Origin of the sequence: Desulfamplus magnetovallimortis, assembly GCF_900170035.1 — a bacterium.
Classification (GTDB): domain Bacteria; phylum Desulfobacterota; class Desulfobacteria; order Desulfobacterales; family Desulfobacteraceae; genus Desulfamplus; species Desulfamplus magnetovallimortis.
On sequence record NZ_LT828547.1, the window covers coordinates 1 to 17,465 of the forward strand.

Consider the following 17,465-nt stretch of genomic DNA (forward strand, 5'->3'; position numbering starts at 1 on the left):
CGGTATTAATGGTGATTCTGCTGAAGGTGACTATGTAAAATATGGTAAAAAAGATATGTCAGATAATTTTGTTGATGAGACGATTGTAGGATTAACATATCATAGGTATCCAACCATATCAGTGGACTCCACAAATACTGCTTATGTTTTTTGTCAGACAGCACCAGCCTCATATTTGACTTATTTGACTGGTTCTTATAACAATTGGGGAGATCCCATTACTACAAACTTATACGCCAAGTTTATTACAAGTGCCATAGACTCCACAGGTGGCTTACATATTGCTTATTTCGACGCCCATTATCAGTACAAAGATCTTAGATATATATATTTACCTGGGGCTAACCAGAGTGTTGGCTCTCTTACTGTTAATATTTCACCAGCAAGTGCAGTTACAGCAGGTGCTCAATGGCGTGTTGACAGCGGTACATGGAATTAGAGTGGAAATAGTGTTTCAGATCTTGATGTTGGTGAGCATATTATTGAATTTAAGGATATTGCAGGGTGGGACACTCCGTCAGATAAAACTGTCACTATCCAAGATGGGCAGAATCAATCAACAACAGGCATTTATACTCAATCAGGATCAAAACCATCTATAACTGATCAGTCAGCTACTAATATAACTTCTGATTCGGCTAGATTAAATGTTACCGTCAATCCCAACGGACTTTCAACCACAATTTATCTAGAGTTCGGGTTGACAGCAAGTTATGGTATAAAATCCGATATATTTGATATCGGAAATGAAACCATTTCAGAAAGTTATTACATAGATTTTCCAGGCATGGCTTCTAACACAACCTATTTTTTTCGCTTTGTTGCTGTCAATAGTGCAGGGACTACCTATGGTAGTGATCAAACTTTCACGACAACAGCATTGGCTACTGATGACTATGGAGATAATTGTACATCTGCTCAGGTTATAAATATTAATAGCACGATTGCCGGAGAAATTGAAATTGGCGATGATTCAGATCACTTCAAAATCACCTTGCCTTCACAAGGTACATTACAGGTATATACCAGTGGCGATTTAGATACGTTGGGTGACTTGAAGAACGCTGCATGCACGGATATTGCTGACGATGATGATGATGGAGATTCTCTTAATTTTTTAATATCTGAGGATTTGTCCGCCGGGACATATTACATCGCAGTTAGAAGTTATATGTCATCCATAGGGACTTATACACTTAACACTGAGTTTACGAGTGTCGCCGGGAATACAGAGTCTTATCATATTTTAACAGATCAGTCTGAGCCAATCACTATCAATGATGGTGAGTTTGTTAAGCTGTACGGATCAGCAGGTGTTAATAGAATCGATTTAAAATCTGGCGGTCAAGTAGAATGTATAAATTTTCCTGGTTTGAACCTTATAGGTATTGAAGGAAATTCTTATGAGTTTGATGTTTATCGATCTGGTGCTACAATCTTCTTAGAAAATGCCACAGAAGGAACAAAAATTAAGATCCCTGCAACAAACAGTGCTCAAAGTCTCATTTTTTCTGACGAAAGTGTTAACATGATTATCAGCAATGGCAAGGTTATGCTCGGCTCTCAGGAAATTACAATAACAAAAATGCCAGTTACTGTAGAAAGCAGTGACATGCTTTTTTAGTTCAGTATTGAAACTGTAGAATAAGTACTTTTGTTCAAATTCAAGTATAATTAAATATTGGGACTTATTCTACGGACTCGTTAATATCCGATGTAATTTTATGACCGAATCGGGGTCGTGTGGCGGAGTGGGGTCGGGCCATCATAACAGATTATAATCATAGAGAAATCTTTGAATTTTCTTCAATATAAAGGGCTTATATTGAACTTTTTGACACCGAAAACGAGAAAATGGCACGCGCAAAAAGACATTATATTCCTGGCCAAGTGTGGCACATAACACATCGCTGTCACCAACGAGAATTTCTTTTGAAATTTGCCAAAGACAAGAAGCGCTGGATTCAATGGTTGTTTGAATCCAAACGACGTTATGGGTTGACCATCTTGAATTACGTGGTGACCTCCAACCATATTCATTTTTTGGTGGTCGATGAGGGAGTCCGTGAGACCATACCGAAATCCATACAGTTGACAGCAGGACGTTGTGCCCAGGAATACAATCTTCGAAAAAAACGTAAAGGTGCATATTGGGAAGATCGCTACCATGCAGTCGCCATTTAAAGGGGATTAAGGCGAAATTGGGCGGCAGAGCATCGGGGCGTCGAGTCCGGGAGACGCCTGAGGAATACGTGTTGAGCGAAGAATCATGCCCCTATGACTTCAATTTGGGGTCTAAAAAAGAAGATATGTGCCTTGAAAACATGTAATTTTGGAGTGAATTATAAATGATTTCAATTTGTTATTGTGGCCCGACCCCGCAGACGCAGCCGCAGACGCAGACGACCGGATGGTTGTGGTCATTGAGAAGTATTGATTGATACTGGACGGCATATTTTGAGCAATATCATATAATCTATTTTTTTCTTGATGGCTATATCACAATGAGTTATATTATGCCTATGAAAACATTATCAACAAAATGGTTTAGAAAATGGCTCAAGAAGACAAAAATAAAGAACCAGGAAGTATTGAAAGCTGTTGATAATTTGGAAAATAATTTATCAACAGCAGACTTGGGTAGTGGACTTTATAAAATTCGAGTTAGCTCTACAAATAGAGGTAAAAGTTCTGCTTTCAGAACGATCGTAGTCTACAAAAAAGAAGATAGGGCAATTTTTATCTACGGATTTGCAAAAAACGAAAAATCGAATATCGACAAATCTGAGCTACAATATTTTAAAAAGTTAGGTAAAGACCTTCTTTCCTTGGGCCCCAATCAGCTTCAACATGCTATTGAACAACAAATATTGTTTGATCTGGAGGTATAAGAATGAGAGAATCAATAAAAAGTGCAATTGGAGAGACGGTACAGGATTTAATCAATTCCGGGTTAAAGACATCTTTTACAAAAAAAGAACTTGATTCTCTTGGTGTAGAAATCCCTGAAGTTCATCTGACAAATTTTCAAATCAAAGAAATCAGGGAAAAAATGAATCTTAGCCAGAGTGTTTTTGCCAAATTGTTGAACGTTAGTCCTTCATCAATAAGGCAATGGGAACAAGGCAAAAGAAAGCCAAGCGGATCTACAAAAGTTCTTTTAGATCTTCTTAAAAGGTCACCAGGAATACTGGATTATCGTTTGAATATTGTTGATTGCCTGCCAACAAAACAATAAACCAGACCGCGAGAACGGGAGGCGCTTTCCCGTAAGCCCTAAGCCCTTGGCGCGGCTGGTTATTTCACCGTTAGCATTTTCAATTAATTTTGAGTCAAAAATATTGATCTGTATGTAGGGTGTCCTTTCTGCTTGAAGTTGTTTTTTTGAGGGGACTAAAATTGAAAGAGCCTTATTTTTTTGCTTTTTCGATTTGAACGTTTTATGATTAAAGGGAATTTTTTTTTGAATCATAAAAACTATGGAGAGAAAATCAATGGACACCCAAGCGTTTCAAATTGAAAGAAAAGAAAATTTTATTAGTAGGCTTCACCGATTGCCTCAACATTTACGTATCCGTGTGGTGCAGTCAATTCATCAAGAAATTTTGGCGGCAGAAAATGAGGCGGGTTTAGCAACCACACGAGAAGGTTTGCCTTTTGTTTTTGCCGAAGAACGTATCCAAATCTTGAACTCTTTACCAACTTTGGATGAGTGGGAGGATTCAGACAAATGGATTGAGCGTATTCAAACTGCCCGTTTGGATAAAACAAATATTCCTCATTTTGAATAAATTGCTATGTCATATCTTTTGGATACCAATCACTGTATTTGCTTATTGAATGGCTGGGATAAACCTGAACCGAAACAAACCAAAAAAGAAGCCCGCATAATTGAGATTTTCCAGTCAGTAAGGGATGAAGGTGTGTATTTAAGCGAAGTTAGCCTTGGTGAACTATATTTTGGTGCAATGCTATCACATCAAAAAGAGAAAAGCCTTGCACGAGTGAATGGGTTTAAACGAGCTATCCCCGCTCTTACTCTGACTGATCAAATCTGGCTTTTGTTTGGTGAAATCAAGGCTGAATTGCAGAAACAAGGTACAAAAATCCCTGACTTCGATCTGTTGATTGCAGTCACGGCAAAGCATCATAGTCTAAAAATCGCCACTGCCGACAAACACCTTTTAAAGCTGCTGCCAGATTCATTCGAGCGGGAAAACTGGTTGCTATGATAATTATTTAGTAAATCAAAGCAGAAACTTGTTGGAGATTTAGCCGGTGCCTACTCAAGAAGGTTAAATATTCAACATAGAGTTGTTTACCAAATTATGATTGATGAAAAAATTGTTAAAATTATCCGCATGTGGACTCACTACGAATAGATAGAAGGCAGAACAATAAGTCTTGCACTGTTAACAGCACCGGAAAGATTGATTTTTACTCTTCCTTTATTACTTGTATCAAGAATCTCCTGAATAATGACTGAAAACTTCTCCGGCGCAAGATCATCATCCGACAGTACTTTAATAGGATGTCTGTAGGAGAGAAGTGTTGCCCTGAGGCGCTGCTCCCTGTTCTGATCAAACGGCCATACAATTGCCGGTACACCAGATGCCAGAATATTCATACAGGTATTGTATCCGGCCATGCTTATTGAAAGGTCAGATAGAGACATGAGGTTCAGAAAATCAGATGTAAACCTTGATACTTGGACAAACTCTGACTCAAACTGTTTCAAAAATGAAAAGGTCTCATCATCCATAAAATGACCTGAAAAGAGTTTAACAAAGATTTTTTTCCTATTCCTAAAGCCCTCACTTCTGTTTATCAAAGCGATAGTATTAACAACTGCAATAAGAAGTTCCCTGCCCACATTGCCCCCCCCGACGCTGACAATTATCCTTTGACAAGAGGCATCACTGCCAGCAGGCAGAGGCCAAAGTTCACTTAATGTTTTTCCTCTATCCGGCATTGAAGCCACAAATCCTGTATAATGAACAGGAACAGTAATTTCATCCATCCTTGAAAAGGTAGTGTCAAGGCGTAAAAAATCAGGATCAGAATGGACAAGAAGAGCATCAAAATATTGATTAAGGGTTTTAATCACACGCTTTTCATAGGATTCAACATCATCTTTTTCCACCAGAATATCCCTTAAACTGCAAACAACCCTGCATGGCGGCAGAGTTCCGTTACAGATACCCTTCAAAACAGGATCAAGCTCAAAACGGAAGGCCTTTCTGCCAAAAGGATAAAGCTCAACAATCAGTATATCTGGTCTTTCTTCAATGAAACATCTATAAAAAAAATCCCTTCTCTCGCTTTTTGCCTGCTCCACACTCTTATCCCTGTCATGGGAGTAGATACCGGAAAAATTCCTGTCCATCATAAGGGGAGGCAGGCGAATTTCTCTTACATTTTCAGGCAAAATGCTTTCCACAGGAGCACCACCTGTGATCAGAACCACATCGTGCCCCTTCATTGCTCTGCAAATTTCAAGTGCCCTGAAAAAATGCCCCACACCAAGGACATGCTGGCAATACATGAATATCTTCACTTTACACCTTTCTTTGCACAATATTGATCGCCCGCTGGAGGAAGAGAGAGTTTCAGCATATTAACCTGTTTTAACTTAAATGCAGTTTCCTCATGATCATAAAAAAAACTGTGCAGATTCCAAGGTTCCATTATATCAGGCTCATTCCACATGAAAGATCTGTTAAAAAAATAGTTAATAAGAGTGCGAATAACACCCTCATGGGTAACCACAAGAATCCTCTCTTTTTCCGCAAACGAGAATTTTTCAGAAGCAGATTCCAGGGCATCAAGGCTCCTCTGGAGAAGATCAATTCGGCTCTCCCCTCCGGGTGGTCTGAATTGCCAGCATAGATGCACCTGCTTTTTAACAGCTTCCGGTGATGCCTTTCTTATCTCTTTATATACTTTACCTGTCCACTCACCCCAATCCATCTCCCTCAATCCTATATCCATCATAAGGGGAATATCAAGGCAACTGTTGACAAGTCGCGCAGTTTTTACAGCTCGCCCAAGGTCACTTGAAAGGATGCTTGAAAATCTCCCTGCTTGATTCTCCTTTTTTTTAAGCTCCTTTCCCCAGCCAATAGCCATCTCTTCTCCAAATGGTGTAAGAGGAGAATCCTTAGTGCCCTGGATTTTTTTCTGCCTGTTCCATATTGTTTCTGCATGACGCATCAAGACAAACTCTGTCATTAAAAGCCTCGTTACTCATAAGTTTTTTCTGTGTCAGGTTTGCTCATCCGGAAATTTGGAGCCACATAAGCTATGTGACAGAAGAGGCTGCTCCTCAAGATAAATTCCGGCAAGTTTTTCTATAAGCCTCTTGTTGTCAAAAAGCTCTTTTACGCGCTTTTTCCCACCCTTTATAACGGTATCTCTTAAGGCTCCATCTGTCATGATACGCTGAACTGCATCTGCAAACTCATCTGGCTTGGCTGGTGCAACCATCAGGCCGGTTTTTTCGTTTATAATGATTTCAGGAATGGCGGATACAGTTGTGGAGACAACAGGTACACCCATAGCCATGCTCTCCACAAAAACATTGGGAATTCCGTCCCTGTCCCCATTTGGTGCAACTTCACATCCCAAAATAAATGCATGGGATTTTCTGTAGTGCTCTATCACCTCTTCATGGGTCAGGGTTCCAAGCCAGCGGCATTGTGGAGCAAGATTCAAATCCTTTATAAGAGCTAGAATTTTTTCCCTGTCATCACCGTCTCCCACAAGAGTATGGCGAAAATTAAAACCACGATCCTTAAGAATGGCAAGGGTTTTATAGACTGTGGGAAGACCCTTTTTCCTCACCATTCTTGCAACTGTAAAAAGCTGCCATGGAGTTTCAGGGAGAGCAGGCACAACAGTTTCCATACCCTGCTCAACATTTTCATGATTTTTATCAACATCTTCCAGTCCCTTATCAACATCTTCAAAGCTTTTCTCAACAACTTCAAAGCTTTTCTCAACACCTTCAAGGCTTTTCTCAACACCTTCAAGGCTTTTCTCAACATCTTCAAGGCTTTTCTCAACATCTTCAAGGCTTTTCTCAACATCTTCCAGACTCTTTCCGGAGTCATGAAGTTGAAAAAGATTAAGATCAATGCCATGATATACAGCATGAATGCTCTTTTTGCCCCTTGCAACTGATTCAAGATAGTTCTGGTTGTATCCAGTACAGGTAACAACAAACTTTGCCATCTCAATCTTCTCCTGCAACTGCTTAGGATCACTTGTATAGATATCCTTAGCATGACCGGTAAAGCTGAAGTCAATGCCGGCAAGAAGGCTTGTGAACATGGCAACAGATGTTGGAGAGTGGGCAAAATGGGCATGGAGATGGACAATATTTTTACCAGGCATCAATTTGTGGGCAATAAGGCCTGCCTGAAGCAAATGCTTGATGGTGGCAGATTTACGGGTTCTTGTAAAACGCCTGAAAGCCAATCTTAAAGCCTTTGCATATAAAGCCGGATTTTTAAATGCAAACAGAATATTGTGGTACAGAAACAGCGGCAGAAATCTTATAATTTCATGGGGAAGATAATCAACTTCAGCCTTGATGCTTTCAACACTTTTATGGGTAAATGATTCACGAGGATGGCGCATTGAAAAAAGGTGAATCTTAAATCCAAGCTGCTCCAGCAGAAGTATTTCATTGGATATAAATGTCTCTGAAATTCTTGGATATCCCTTCAGAATCATACCGAGAACAGGTCTCTTTTCTTCTATCTTATATTCACTCATATTTATAAATTCTCTTTACCGTGAAAATGACTATCATTTTTATACTTGGGGGTAATTGATACGCAATCATGTCAGTTTGATGAAGTCGTAAAAAGTCCGATTTCAGCATTTTTCAGGCTGTAACATGTTGAAATCATTAATAGTGATTTTGGAGACTCTGGCTTTTTACAGGGGCATCCAGTTTAATACTCAAAGTCAACACCTATGATCTTGTAAGCCTTGTCAACACTGTCTGAATCAGGATTCCCAAGATTAACAAAGGTAAGGCAGGAGGATTCTCTATCCTGAGCATCCTATCCATCCTAATTATCCTGGTTCAGACAACTGCAATAATTTATGAAAAAGCAATAAGATGTCGATTTTGAGTTAATATCTAACGATTCTAAAAAATTATAATTGACAGGCAATAGTGAAATATCAATCATCCCCTGAAGCTTTCAATACGCTTTTTCATCACTTCAATGCCTGTTAAAGGGAAGTTGAGCATGGCCTCCTTTCCTGCGAGTGGATTTTCAAGCAGTGCAAAGATCTTTATAGCAAGACTTTCAGGGGTAAGCTCATTCCATCTAATATAATCAATATAGCCGAAACTGTGAAATCTCTGTGCCCTGATAAGCTGTTCAAGCCTTGGTGTCTCCCTTGGAATAACAAGACCCGGAATTTTTAGGGTCATAAGCTCACAAAGGGTATTGTACCCGCCCATTGTCACAACCACATCTGCTCCGGCCATTAGTTTTTCCATCTGACGATAGAAATGAAACGCCTTGATTCCAAGTTCCCGTGCCTGTCTGAAAAAAAGTTTTCTCTTTGAAGAGGACATAAAAGGGCCTGTTATGACAATACTTTGAAATGGAATCTCACCATTCAAATCATGCTTTAGCTTTCTTATCATCCCAAGGTAAGCCTCAATTACAGCAGAACCATCTCCACCTCCTCCTGTGGTAACTACCACAAGTTTATCATCCACTTTTATGCCATTGCTTTTCCGCTCCTTGATGATCTCCCTTTGTTCAGGCTCTCTTCTGGGGATATAACCGGTAAAATGCATTTTTTCACGAATTGAATCCTGCATCTCATACTCCTTTGCAGGATCATATATTTCTTGTACCCCGTAAACCCATATCTCGCTGTAAAGTTTCTCAAAGACATCATATGTTCCCCGACGATGCCAGTTCTCCTTAATGGTCTCTGCATCATCCATTATATCTCTTAACCCCATAACCGTTTTTGTGCGTGGAAGATGCTTTTTTATCCACCTCAATGTAGGAAGAATCTCTTTTTTCAAACCCAGAGGCTCTTTGTCCACAATGAAAAGATCAGGGCGGAACGCTTTGGCTGTGGCAGCAATGATACTCTGGCGTATATCCATGGCATGGCCGGGATTTATCTTGATGGAAAGTGGAAAATACTCTTCATTGGTCTTTTTGATCATACCGGGGATTCTGATAAAATCAATCTGGGGCGGAAAATCAAAACGGCCTGCCAGAGGGGAACCTGTCAGAATAAGAATATTTATTCCCCTCTCCCTTAGGCTTGAAGCAATGGCCATGGTACGGCGGATGTGCCCAAGCCCATAGGTATCATGGGAGTACATGAGAATATTATATGTTTTGCTTTTAATCATGAATATTCCTGAAAAATGGCTGACGATCATACTTTTGGGACAGATTTGGAATCTCTCCCCGTTCTTGAAAAGGGTAAGTGATTACTCAAAGTCAACACCTATGATCTTGTAAGCCTTGTCAAAACTGTCTGAATCAGGATTCCCAAGATTAACAAGATAAGGCAGGATTATCTATCCTGAGTATCCTATCCATCCTGGTTATCTTGATTCAGACAACTGCAATAACTTCTGAACAAGCAATAAGATGTCGATTTTGGGTTATTACGTGAGCATGCCAGCATTCCCTACAAACAATGCTATAAAAGCCCCACATTAATCCCTGGTTTCTGAAGAGGGATATCCCATTTTTTCATGTATTTCCAGACAGAAGTTCGACTTTTCCCGATTCTGCGTCCCACTTCTGCTTTATTCCAGTCACTTTCGTGGAGAAGTTGCATGAGATATTCACGGGTGAGTCTTTTTGAAGGAATTCCTGCCGGAGCATATCCTGGTGATATTGATGCATAGCCTGCACCAGGGTGATGCCCCATCTTGTTTACGTTTGCTCTTCCGGATGGGTTTCTGTTGTTATTCTGAGCATCCACGACATTGTAGTTACGGCCATATGATGAATGGAGATTAGCAGAAGAGTTTATATTACCTGATAGATGGGCACTATAGGGATCAAGTTCATTCTCAGGGGATGACAAAAAGTTAAATCCATCCATACAGGTTGATGAAGAGCGGATCTCAACCGGCAGGTCTGCAATGTCAATCTGCCGTGATCGGCAAAGCACAAAAGCATGCTCCATTGCATTTTCAAGCTCTCTTACATTTCCTGGCCAGTGGTACTCCATAAGCCGCTCCATGGCATCCCTTGAAAGATCCTGGACATTTTTTCCATCCCTTTCATTACCTTTGTCAATGAAATGACGAATGAGAAGAGGAATATCCTCACGCCTCTCCCTAAGTGGCGGAACATTGATGGGAAAAACCTTGAGTCGATAAAAAAGATCTTCTCTAAAACGCCCTTCCATGACAAGGTTATATAGATTCTGGTGTGTGGCTGCAACCACCCTTATATCAATGTTTATCTTTCTGGAGTCCCCCACCCTTTCAATTTCTCGCTCCTGGAGAACCCTCAGAAGCTTAACCTGCATGTAAGGGGTCAACTCCCCTATTTCATCCAAAAAAATGGTACCGCCATCTGCCTTTTCAAAACGACCTGTACGCTCCTTATATGCTCCTGTAAATGCCCCCTTTACATGACCGAAAAGCTCACTCTCCAGAAGGGTTTCAGAAAGGGCACTGCAATTGACTGTCACAAAAGGACCTTCTGCATTGGGGCTGTTATAGTGAATGGCTCCTGCCACAAGCTCCTTGCCGGTACCGCTCTCCCCCTGAACAAGAACTGTAGCCCTGCTTTCAGCAGCAGCGGTTATTGCATCAAAAACCCTCTGCATTGAAGGGCCTTTTCCTATGATATTACCAAGGCGATGCACTTCGCCAAGGCGCCGTTCCGCCTCTTCTGCCTTTTTGCGCATCCGGCTCAACTCTGTAAGATCAGTAAGGGTCTCCACAATCCCGAGCAACTCACCACTCTCTCCTCTCACTGCCCTTGCACTTTTAATCACAGGAACATCATACCCCTCCCTGTGCCGAACCCTACACTCCTTGGCTTCAGATTTACCCTTTTGCAGAACTTCACAATCTGCATTTTCAACACAATTTTTGCCAAAACAGCGACTGCACTGAAGTAGCTGGCAACTCCTTCCCATGGCCTCCTGGGCAGGATAGCCTGTAATGCGCTCCATGGAAAGGTTCCATGAAGTAATTATACCTGTGCTGTCAAGCGTAAAGAGCCCGTCTGCCATGGTGTCAAGAATCTGATTGAAAAATCGTACATCCCAGAACTCATGATTCTTCATGACTGCATCTCCCTTCTCTTCCTTCCTGTATATATGGACTTCCAGAACAACATTTTGGCATCCCAATTTGGGCAAATTTCGATATTCTCTGAGTAATATCCTAACCTGTACCTGCCAGAACCAAAGAGGTTTTCCGATTCTCTTGCCAAGATAAAACAAAAATCTGCAATAATAAGTTACCGTGAAAATATCTCTCATCATCTTCATAATCGGAGGTGGCGAAGTAGAGACAAGGCATGCCTTGTCTCTACTGCCATGATGGTTTAATAACATTAAAGCATAATTGATGCCGTATTGCACCATTCTTCGTTTTCCAGTTTATATTTAACTTAATAAGTAAAATTTGCTTCGAAATATACCCATTTTTTTATCGTATCTCATGGCGTTCACATCTCATTAGGGAACGCTAATAATAAAACACCTCATCTAATAACGCAATGTTGCGCTACTATAGGTTACTGGTAACGGCAGTTAATATTCCAATAGCCTTCTTCAAACAGTTTAAAGCTTCACATGCACACAATTCCACATCCCCAAATAATATTAAAATCAAATAGTTATACATAGAGAATGGATATTGTATGAACATTTATCAAGCTGTTGGCACTCTCTTTGCTGATAGACTTATGCCAGGTAAGCATCACCAGAAACAAAACATAAAGTAACGGAATCCACAACAAAATCAATATGGAGGTAACACCATGACAGATCTCAATAGTATCGAAGCATCCGGTTCAGTTGACGCCAGAGGAAGTGCATGCCCGGGTCCTCTTCTTGAGGCAAAAAAAGGCATCGGCAAAGTGCAGGTTGGACAGGTTCTGGAAATTCTCTCCAATGACTCAGGCACAAGGGTTGATATCCCTGCATGGGCAGGCAAAGTTGGCCACGAATACATGGGCTTTGTTGAAGCTGACGGATATGACAAACATTTTATAACCCGCAAAAAATAGGCAGGTGAACATGGCTTCCCAGGGAAACAGTAAAGGCGAAGGAAAAATCTTGATTCTGGCAACAGAGAGCTGCGCATACCCCGGCGCTGATTCCGTTGGGCAGGCCCACTCTTCCTATCCGGCAAACACATATATTCTAAGGGTCAGGGCGCCGGTTCTCTTTCCTGAATCATTCTATTTCGACTGCTTCAGGAAAGGGATCAGCGGCATCATCATAATGTCCTGCGGTGAAGAGTGTCCCTATGAAGGTGCATACCACGCACTGGCAAAACGGTTAGACAATGTTTACAAAAAGATGAAGGCCATGCAACTGGATCTCAGACGCCTTCGGCTTACAGCCATCTGCACAGTGTGCAACAGGGCATTTCTCAATGAAGTAAAACAGATGAACGCCCTTATCCAGGAACTTGGGCCTCCACAGTTGAGTGCCTGACAGCAGATCATAAACATACAGTAACGGTGGATCAAGATATACTCAAAATCGATATCTTATTGCTTTTGCAGAAGTTATTGCAGTTGTCTGAACCAGGATAACCAGGATGGATAGGATGCTCAAGATAGATAATCCTGCCTTATCCTGTTAATCTTGGGAATCCTGATTCAGACAGTGTTGACAAGGTTTACAAGATCATAGGTGTCGACTTTGAGGATATAACAGTGGTTCAGGTTGTACCATGTATCGCCTGTGATGCATCGCTCATGATGTATCGCCTGTCATGCATCGTCAATCCTTCACCACTGTCAATACACCGTTTCAACAACAAGTCCGGGAGGAATATATGAACTCCACGCAACAAAACAGTTTCGACACCCTTGTGGTGGGTGGGGGCATTGCCGGTCTCCAGTCTGCCCTGGATCTTGCTGATCAGGGATATAAAGTGGCAGTGATAGAAAAAGACGCATCCATTGGCGGCAAGATGATACGCCTTTCCAAGGTTTTTCCAACCCTTGACTGCGCAAGCTGCATAACCACTCCCAAAATGGCATCGGCTGCACACCATGACAATATAACTCTTTTTACACGCTGCAATCTTAACTCACTTAATTCCATTGAGATCAAAGGCAGCAGTTCCAATAACAGCCAGGGCAAAATCAGCACATCTTCTGGCAGCCAGGACAAAACCGCCCCCTCCTCTGGTTGCCATGGCAAAGGCAGCAGCGGTGTAACAGCCTCAATCACCCAGATGCCAAGGTATGTTGATGCAGATAAATGCATTGGCTGCCGAAAATGCGAATATGTGTGCCCTGTTTACAGACCTGACCCTGAACAAGGCGGTTTTTCAGCAACCAAGGCCATCTCAATACCATTCTCCAATGCAATTCCACAGCTTGCAGTACTTGAACCTGAATATTGCATGCTTTGCGGCCAGTGCGAAAAGGTGTGTCCCACCCAGGCAATAGATTACTTTCAGAAACCTGAAACTTTTACCCTGTCAGCAAAAACAGCTATAATTGCAACAGGTTTTGAGATGACTCCCCTTAAAAACAAGGTTCAATACGGCTGCGGCGAAATTCCCAACGTCATTGATGCACTTCAGATGGAACGTCTTCTTGCACCTCACGGTCCATTTAATCGTGTACTTCGCCCCTGGGACGGCATGGAACCAGATTCCATTGCATACATCCAGTGCGCTGGTTCAAGGGACAAGAGCATGGGTGTATCGTACTGCTCCAGGGTGTGCTGCATGTACGCCATAAAGCAGGCAATGCTTCTGGCAGGAGCTTTGCCCCTTGCAGATGTGACCATATATTATATGGATATCAGGGCATTTGGAAAGGGCTACGAGCAGTTTTATCAGAATGCAAAGGCCATGGGCATAGAGTTTATCAAGGGCAAAGTTGCACGCATTGACGGCGGCGATAACGGCAGCGCCATTGTAAGATTTGAAAATCAGCAGGATGGAACCATTACAGAAAACACCCACGATCTTGTGGTTCTCTCCCTTGGCATGACCCCGGGATGGAATCCCAACGGAATATGTCCGGTATCAACTGCCGAGGATCGCTTCATCACCTCGATCCAGCCAAAAATGTCGCCTGTGCTCACCACCATGGAAGGAGTTTTTGTAACCGGAGCTGCCGCAGGCCCCAAGGATATTGTGGATACAATAACAGAATCCGGATCAGCGGCCATGGAAGCAGCACGCTACATGACTGCAAAGGGTCAGATGGCCAATGCAACATCAAACGGTGCAGCCGCATAGGCAGGGAGGATAATCAGGATGAACGATCAGACAGAAATCCGTCAGCCAGAAACCGAGCAGAATGAAACCGTACCTGCAACCGGACAGGCGGAAAAGGAAAAGAGTGCAACTTCTCAAACCGGAAACGGGAAAAATGAGTCAGGAGAGAGTGAAGCAAAGGATAAAAAACAGAAAGTTGGTGTCTATATCTGCTACTGCGGCGGGAACATATCAGATCATGTGGATGTGGAAGCTGTGCGTGAGCGCATGGAAAAACTTCCGGATGTGGCAATCTCCAGAACCAATATGTTCATGTGCTCTGACCCTGGTCAGGAGCTTATAATTGAAGACCTTAAAAACGGCCTTGTGGATCGCGTGGTTGTGGCCTCATGTGCCCCGAGCCTCCATGAAACCACATTCAGAAGCGCCATTGAAAGGGCCGGTGCCAACCCATTTATTTATGAACATGCAAACATACGTGAACAGGTAAGCTGGGTTCACCACGGAGATCCGGCAACTGACAAGGCAACAACACTTGTGGCAGCAGCAGCAGCCAAGGCAGGGCTTCTAAAACCCCTGGAACCTGTCAGAGTGGATGCAAAAAAACATACAACAGTCATTGGCGGCGGCATATCAGGCATGACAACTGCCCTCGGCATTGCAGACAAAGGCATTGATGTTGCCCTTATTGAAAAGACATCAGCTCCGGGAGGAATGCTCAACCGCCTTGATCGCCTGGCTCCAACAGGTGAGTATGCGGCCGACATAATTGAGAAGCTGACCCGCAAAATAAATGCCCACAAAAGAATCACACTCCATACTGACTGCGATATTGTGGATGTAACAGGATATGTGGGCAATTTTGTCATCACCATTAAAAACAACAGGAATACACAAAAAGGTGCAGGCAGCAAAACCTCAGAACTGAAAAACGGAGCGATTAAAACCGGAAGCATTGCAAAAGGAACCTCTGAAACCGAACTCCATGAAGCCGGAACCACTGGAGCTGGAGTCATTGAAACAGGAGCCATTGTAATGGCAACTGGTTCCCACACATATATCCCCGTGCCCGGGGAGTTCGGATATGGCAGGAACAAACAGGTAATAACTCTTGAGGAGCTTATCTCCCAGCTTAAAAAAGTTAATATTCCGGAGAGTTCCTCAAAATTCAGCAGGGAGCTTTTCACATGGAACGGCAGAAAAATCAGAAGTATTGCCATGATCCATTGTGTGGGAAGCCGCCAGATTCCAGGTATCCATGAACCAGGCAGCAGCGGATATCTTAACGAATACTGCTCAAGAACATGCTGCTCTGCAATGCTCAATGCATCAGTTACCATCAGAAAGGCATTCCCCGGGACAACCGTCTATGAAATGTACCGTGATATCAGGACATATGGAAGAGGCCAGGAGGAGCTTTACAACCGTGCAGCAGAAAACAAGGTCATCTTCATGAGATTTGAGGCAGGTGCTGAACCTGAAGTAAAAACAAGGGAAGAGCTTGAATCTGACACATCAGACAACCTGAGATCCCCAGCCAGCCAGGCTTTTAACGGCAGGCGATCAGGAGAGCCTCAATTTCCTCTTAATGTAACGGTTCAGGATACTCTTACATTTGGAGAAACTTTTGATATACCGGTGGATCTTGTGGTACTTGCCACAGGTGTTGAGCCAAACGATGTATCCTCCCTTGTAAAAGCCATGAAAATACCTGTGGGTACAGACAGATTCCTGCTTGAAGTCCATCCAAAACTCAGACCTGTTGAATTTCCGGTGGCAGGGATCTTCCTTGCAGGAACATGCCAGGCCCCCATGGATGCAGGAGAAGCATCCAATGCAGCAGGTGCGGCAGCAGCCAAGGCAGCAGCTCTTCTAAACAAGGGCTACATAGAACTTCCCCCATTTGTTGCTGAAGTGAACGAAGAGAGATGTACAGGGTGCGGTTCGTGTGTGGAAGCGTGCATCAAAGAAGGTGCCCTTAACATGGTTGAGATAGAAACAAGCAGAAATTCAGGTGCATCTGACGAAAAAGTCAAGGTTGCCAGGGTTACTCCGGCCATATGCCTTGGATGCGGTGCCTGTGTTGCTGTTTGCCAGGATAGTGCCATAGATCTCAATGGATGGGCGCTTAAACAGTACGAAAAGATGGTGGATGCCATAGTTGCTGACGGCATGGCCGCATAATCGTTGTGTCACCCTTCGGGAGGAACCAGAAAATGAATTCAAAATCCCTTGACAAAGAGCAGAAAAAAGAGGCCATTAAACAGCTTCGCACCCAGCGAAAAGATAGCATCGCCAATGCCTCGGCCCTTATGAAAAACCAGAAAAAAGAGATGAAAGTCATAAGAGATTTTCTCAAAAACGGCGATGCCACAGTACCTGCAATTGCAGATGGTGTCTCAATGCCTGTCAACCAGACTCTATGGTATGTCATGGCCATGAAAAAATACGGAGAGGTGCTGGAATCAACAAAAGAGGGGGCATGGTTTAAATATTCCCTGATCCCAACTGAGAAGACCGGGCAGACTGATAAGGACGAAAAAACGAAAACAGCCCGGGATAAATCAACTGAAAAAGCCCGGGACAACTCAACGGAAAAATCCCTGGATAAGGCAGGTGCATAATGACAACCACAATCCAGTCAAAAATAAAATCATGGATAACCTCCGGTGTCAAAACCGGTATGGAATCCAATGGAGACACCCTTAAGGATACACCATCAGGTTCAATCTCCATTGCCTTTGCCGAGGAGCTTAGTAAATGCGGTGATGATACAGTACTTGAGTGCTTTAACTGCGGCACCTGCTCGGCAATATGCCCCCTTGTGGGGGAGAGTTTTCCCAGAAAAATGATCCGCTATGTGCAGATCGGAGCAAAGGATCGCATTCTTGATAATGCCGAAGAGCTGTGGCGCTGTCTTCACTGTGGTCTCTGCACCCGCACATGCCCAAGGGAAGCAGATCCTGGAGAGGTTATCCTTGCTCTGAAACGGTTCGTTCTTTCCGGATGGAGGAGGTCATAA

Annotated in this window: 19 protein-coding genes; 14 read left to right on the forward strand and 5 right to left on the reverse strand. The window is 42.8% G+C overall.

Annotated features, from left to right (window positions below; genetic code table 11):
• The 8 genes from MTBBW1_RS28410 to MTBBW1_RS29570 all read left to right on the forward strand — a co-directional run.
• Positions 1-439: hypothetical protein (locus MTBBW1_RS28410; RefSeq protein ID WP_186441314.1), on the forward strand; the 439-nt coding region annotated here is incomplete at its 5' end.
• Positions 440-700: 261 nt separating this feature from the next.
• The gene (locus tag MTBBW1_RS14085; RefSeq protein WP_080804418.1) at positions 701-1,624 is read left to right on the forward strand and encodes a hypothetical protein; all 924 of its coding nucleotides are present in this window, start codon (positions 701-703) and stop codon (positions 1,622-1,624) included.
• Positions 1,625-1,854: 230 nt separating this feature from the next.
• Positions 1,855-2,184 carry a transposase gene (locus MTBBW1_RS14090; RefSeq protein WP_281255644.1) on the forward strand — a complete coding sequence of 110 codons (330 nt, stop codon included), beginning with the start codon at positions 1,855-1,857 and terminating at the stop codon, positions 2,182-2,184.
• Between the two features lie 332 nt (positions 2,185-2,516).
• Positions 2,517-2,891, forward strand: a complete 375-nt coding sequence (locus MTBBW1_RS14095; protein WP_245809388.1) for a type II toxin-antitoxin system RelE/ParE family toxin — start codon at positions 2,517-2,519, stop codon at positions 2,889-2,891.
• A 2-nt stretch (positions 2,892-2,893) separates the two neighbouring features.
• Positions 2,894-3,238 carry a helix-turn-helix domain-containing protein gene (locus tag MTBBW1_RS14100; protein WP_080804419.1) on the forward strand — a complete coding sequence of 115 codons (345 nt, stop codon included), beginning with the start codon at positions 2,894-2,896 and terminating at the stop codon, positions 3,236-3,238.
• A gap of 256 nt (positions 3,239-3,494) precedes the next feature.
• The gene (locus tag MTBBW1_RS14105; RefSeq protein WP_080804420.1) at positions 3,495-3,791 is read left to right on the forward strand and encodes a hypothetical protein; all 297 of its coding nucleotides are present in this window, start codon (positions 3,495-3,497) and stop codon (positions 3,789-3,791) included.
• 6 nt (positions 3,792-3,797) lie between these two features.
• A complete protein-coding gene (locus tag MTBBW1_RS14110; RefSeq protein WP_080804421.1) occupies positions 3,798-4,232 on the forward strand; it encodes a type II toxin-antitoxin system VapC family toxin in 435 nt (144 codons plus the stop codon).
• 69 nt (positions 4,233-4,301) lie between these two features.
• On the forward strand, positions 4,302-4,382 hold the full coding sequence (locus tag MTBBW1_RS29570; protein WP_245809410.1) for a type II toxin-antitoxin system RelE/ParE family toxin: 81 nt from the start codon (positions 4,302-4,304) through the stop codon (positions 4,380-4,382).
• Here the strand turns inward: MTBBW1_RS29570 and MTBBW1_RS14120 are convergent.
• The 5 genes from MTBBW1_RS14120 to MTBBW1_RS14140 form a co-directional block, all read right to left on the reverse strand.
• Positions 4,373-5,557 carry a glycosyltransferase family protein gene (locus tag MTBBW1_RS14120; RefSeq protein ID WP_080804422.1) on the reverse strand — a complete coding sequence of 395 codons (1,185 nt, stop codon included), beginning with the start codon at positions 5,555-5,557 and terminating at the stop codon, positions 4,373-4,375. The two genes, MTBBW1_RS29570 and MTBBW1_RS14120, sit on opposite strands and share 10 nt — an antisense overlap.
• Positions 5,554-6,231, reverse strand: a complete 678-nt coding sequence (locus MTBBW1_RS14125; protein WP_080804423.1) for a histidine phosphatase family protein — start codon at positions 6,229-6,231, stop codon at positions 5,554-5,556. Before MTBBW1_RS14125 ends, MTBBW1_RS14120 begins: the two co-directional genes overlap by 4 nt.
• 33 nt (positions 6,232-6,264) lie before the next feature.
• Positions 6,265-7,779 carry a glycosyltransferase family 4 protein gene (locus MTBBW1_RS29575; RefSeq protein WP_245809389.1) on the reverse strand — a complete coding sequence of 505 codons (1,515 nt, stop codon included), beginning with the start codon at positions 7,777-7,779 and terminating at the stop codon, positions 6,265-6,267.
• A gap of 421 nt (positions 7,780-8,200) precedes the next feature.
• On the reverse strand, positions 8,201-9,403 hold the full coding sequence (locus MTBBW1_RS14135; RefSeq protein WP_080804424.1) for a glycosyltransferase family protein: 1,203 nt from the start codon (positions 9,401-9,403) through the stop codon (positions 8,201-8,203).
• A 296-nt stretch (positions 9,404-9,699) separates the two neighbouring features.
• Positions 9,700-11,310, reverse strand: coding sequence for a sigma-54 interaction domain-containing protein (locus MTBBW1_RS14140; protein ID WP_080804585.1), 1,611 nt, complete (start codon positions 11,308-11,310; stop codon positions 9,700-9,702).
• A gap of 701 nt (positions 11,311-12,011) precedes the next feature.
• Between MTBBW1_RS14140 and MTBBW1_RS14145 the strand changes: the two genes are divergently transcribed.
• The 6 genes from MTBBW1_RS14145 (at position 12,012) to MTBBW1_RS14170 (ending at position 17,465) form a co-directional block, all read left to right on the forward strand.
• Positions 12,012-12,260, forward strand: coding sequence for a sulfurtransferase TusA family protein (locus MTBBW1_RS14145; protein WP_080804425.1), 249 nt, complete (start codon positions 12,012-12,014; stop codon positions 12,258-12,260).
• Positions 12,261-12,270: 10 nt separating this feature from the next.
• Positions 12,271-12,693, forward strand: coding sequence for a hydrogenase iron-sulfur subunit (locus MTBBW1_RS14150; RefSeq protein WP_080804426.1), 423 nt, complete (start codon positions 12,271-12,273; stop codon positions 12,691-12,693).
• A gap of 346 nt (positions 12,694-13,039) precedes the next feature.
• Positions 13,040-14,464 carry a CoB--CoM heterodisulfide reductase iron-sulfur subunit A family protein gene (locus MTBBW1_RS14155; protein WP_080804427.1) on the forward strand — a complete coding sequence of 475 codons (1,425 nt, stop codon included), beginning with the start codon at positions 13,040-13,042 and terminating at the stop codon, positions 14,462-14,464.
• An 18-nt stretch (positions 14,465-14,482) separates the two neighbouring features.
• Complete coding sequence (locus MTBBW1_RS14160; protein ID WP_080804428.1) at positions 14,483-16,627, forward strand: CoB--CoM heterodisulfide reductase iron-sulfur subunit A family protein; 2,145 nt, start codon at positions 14,483-14,485, stop codon at positions 16,625-16,627.
• A gap of 32 nt (positions 16,628-16,659) precedes the next feature.
• On the forward strand, positions 16,660-17,067 hold the full coding sequence (locus MTBBW1_RS14165) for a hypothetical protein (RefSeq protein WP_080804429.1): 408 nt from the start codon (positions 16,660-16,662) through the stop codon (positions 17,065-17,067).
• The gene (locus MTBBW1_RS14170) at positions 17,067-17,465 is read left to right on the forward strand and encodes a 4Fe-4S dicluster domain-containing protein (RefSeq protein WP_245809390.1); all 399 of its coding nucleotides are present in this window, start codon (positions 17,067-17,069) and stop codon (positions 17,463-17,465) included. Before MTBBW1_RS14165 ends, MTBBW1_RS14170 begins: the two co-directional genes overlap by 1 nt.

Excerpts from the sequence above, each read along its gene's own strand:
- MTBBW1_RS14170 (WP_245809390.1), top strand. The coding sequence starts at position 17,067 with ATGACAACCACAATCCAGTCAAAAATAAAATCATGGATAACCTCCGGT.
- MTBBW1_RS14145 (WP_080804425.1), top strand. The coding sequence starts at position 12,012 with ATGACAGATCTCAATAGTATCGAAGCATCCGGTTCAGTTGACGCCAGA.
- MTBBW1_RS14140 (WP_080804585.1), bottom strand. The coding sequence starts at position 11,310 with ATGAAGAATCATGAGTTCTGGGATGTACGATTTTTCAATCAGATTCTT.
- MTBBW1_RS14135 (WP_080804424.1), bottom strand. The coding sequence starts at position 9,403 with ATGATTAAAAGCAAAACATATAATATTCTCATGTACTCCCATGATACC.
- MTBBW1_RS14160 (WP_080804428.1), top strand. The coding sequence starts at position 14,483 with ATGAACGATCAGACAGAAATCCGTCAGCCAGAAACCGAGCAGAATGAA.
- MTBBW1_RS14165 (WP_080804429.1), top strand. The coding sequence starts at position 16,660 with ATGAATTCAAAATCCCTTGACAAAGAGCAGAAAAAAGAGGCCATTAAA.
- MTBBW1_RS14150 (WP_080804426.1), top strand. The coding sequence starts at position 12,271 with ATGGCTTCCCAGGGAAACAGTAAAGGCGAAGGAAAAATCTTGATTCTG.
- MTBBW1_RS14110 (WP_080804421.1), top strand. The coding sequence starts at position 3,798 with ATGTCATATCTTTTGGATACCAATCACTGTATTTGCTTATTGAATGGC.
- MTBBW1_RS14095 (WP_245809388.1), top strand. The coding sequence starts at position 2,517 with ATGCCTATGAAAACATTATCAACAAAATGGTTTAGAAAATGGCTCAAG.
- MTBBW1_RS14155 (WP_080804427.1), top strand. The coding sequence starts at position 13,040 with ATGAACTCCACGCAACAAAACAGTTTCGACACCCTTGTGGTGGGTGGG.
- MTBBW1_RS29575 (WP_245809389.1), bottom strand. The coding sequence starts at position 7,779 with ATGAGTGAATATAAGATAGAAGAAAAGAGACCTGTTCTCGGTATGATT.
- MTBBW1_RS14090 (WP_281255644.1), top strand. The coding sequence starts at position 1,855 with ATGGCACGCGCAAAAAGACATTATATTCCTGGCCAAGTGTGGCACATA.
- MTBBW1_RS14100 (WP_080804419.1), top strand. The coding sequence starts at position 2,894 with ATGAGAGAATCAATAAAAAGTGCAATTGGAGAGACGGTACAGGATTTA.
- MTBBW1_RS14125 (WP_080804423.1), bottom strand. The coding sequence starts at position 6,231 with ATGACAGAGTTTGTCTTGATGCGTCATGCAGAAACAATATGGAACAGG.
- MTBBW1_RS14105 (WP_080804420.1), top strand. The coding sequence starts at position 3,495 with ATGGACACCCAAGCGTTTCAAATTGAAAGAAAAGAAAATTTTATTAGT.